This window comes from Actinoplanes sp. ATCC 53533 (assembly GCF_003947245.1).
Genome location: NZ_QHHV01000471.1, coordinates 1 through 1,194, shown reverse-complemented (window position 1 = coordinate 1,194; position 1,194 = coordinate 1). Strand labels below are relative to the sequence as shown.

Below are 1,194 nucleotides of genomic sequence, written 5' to 3'. Positions count from 1 at the left end.
GGATCAGCAGGTCCGGGTCGGTGAACATCCACTTCGCCAGGACGACCTTCTGCTGGTTGCCGCCGGAGAGCTTGGAGACGCCCTCGTCCACGGTGGGCGCCTTGGTCCGCAGTTCCTTGCGGTAGGCCTCGGCGGCCTTGTACTCGGCGACCTCGTCGAGCACGCCACGCTTGGTGATCTTGGAGAGCTTGGCGGACACCGTCGACGTCTTGATGTCGTCGAGCAGGTTGAGGCCGATCGCCTTGCGGTCCTCGCTGACGTAGGCGAGCCCGTGGGCGATCGCGTCCGCCACCGACTTGAGCACGATCTCCTTGCCGTCCTTGATGATCGTGCCGGACTCCCAGATCCCGTACGAACGGCCGAAGACGCTCATCGCGAGCTCGGTGCGGCCGGCACCCATCAGGCCGGCGAAGCCGACGATCTCGCCGCGGCGCACCACGTAGCTCTCGTTCTTGCAGACCTGGCGGTCGGCGGAGATCGGGTGCCGCACGTTCCAGTCCCGGACCTCGAAGAAGATCTCGCCGATCTTCGGGGTGTGGTCGGGGAACCGGCTGCTCAGCTCGCGGCCGACCATCCCGCGCACGATCCGGTCCTCGTCGACGCCGTCGTCCTTGATGTTCAGCGTCTCGACCGTCTTGCCGTCCCGCAGGATGGTGATCTCGTCGGCGATCGCCTCGATCTCGTTGAGCTTGTGCGAGATCATGATCGAGGTGATGCCGCGCTCACGGAAGCCGCGCAGCAGGTCGAGCAGGTGCCGGGAGTCGGCCTCGTTCAGCGCGGCGGTGGGCTCGTCCAGGATGAGCAGCTTGACGTCCTTGGCGAACGCCTTGGCGATCTCCACCAGCTGCTGCTTGCCGACGCCGATGTCCTTGATCAGGGTGTCCGGGTTCTCCCGGAGCCCGACCCGGGCCAGCAGCTCGCGGGCCTGGCGCTGGGCGGACTTCCAGTCGATCGCGCCGCGCTTGCGGGGCTCGTTGCCGAGGAAGATGTTCTCGGTGATCGAGAGCTCCGGGATGAGCGCGAGCTCCTGGTGGATGATCACGATGCCCGCGTGCTCGCTGGCCCGGATGTCGGAGAAGCGGGTCGCCGCACCCTGGTAAACGATGTCACCGTCGTACGTGCCGTACGGGTAGACCCCGCTGAGGACCTTCATCAGGGTGGATTTGCCGGCACCGTTCTCGCCGCAGATGGCGT

1 protein-coding gene is annotated in these 1,194 nt (G+C 66.5%); it reads right to left on the bottom strand.

What is annotated here, in order from left to right:
- Positions 1 to 1,194: ATP-binding cassette domain-containing protein (locus DMB66_RS59265; protein ID WP_125812641.1), on the bottom strand; the 1,194-nt coding region annotated here is incomplete at both ends.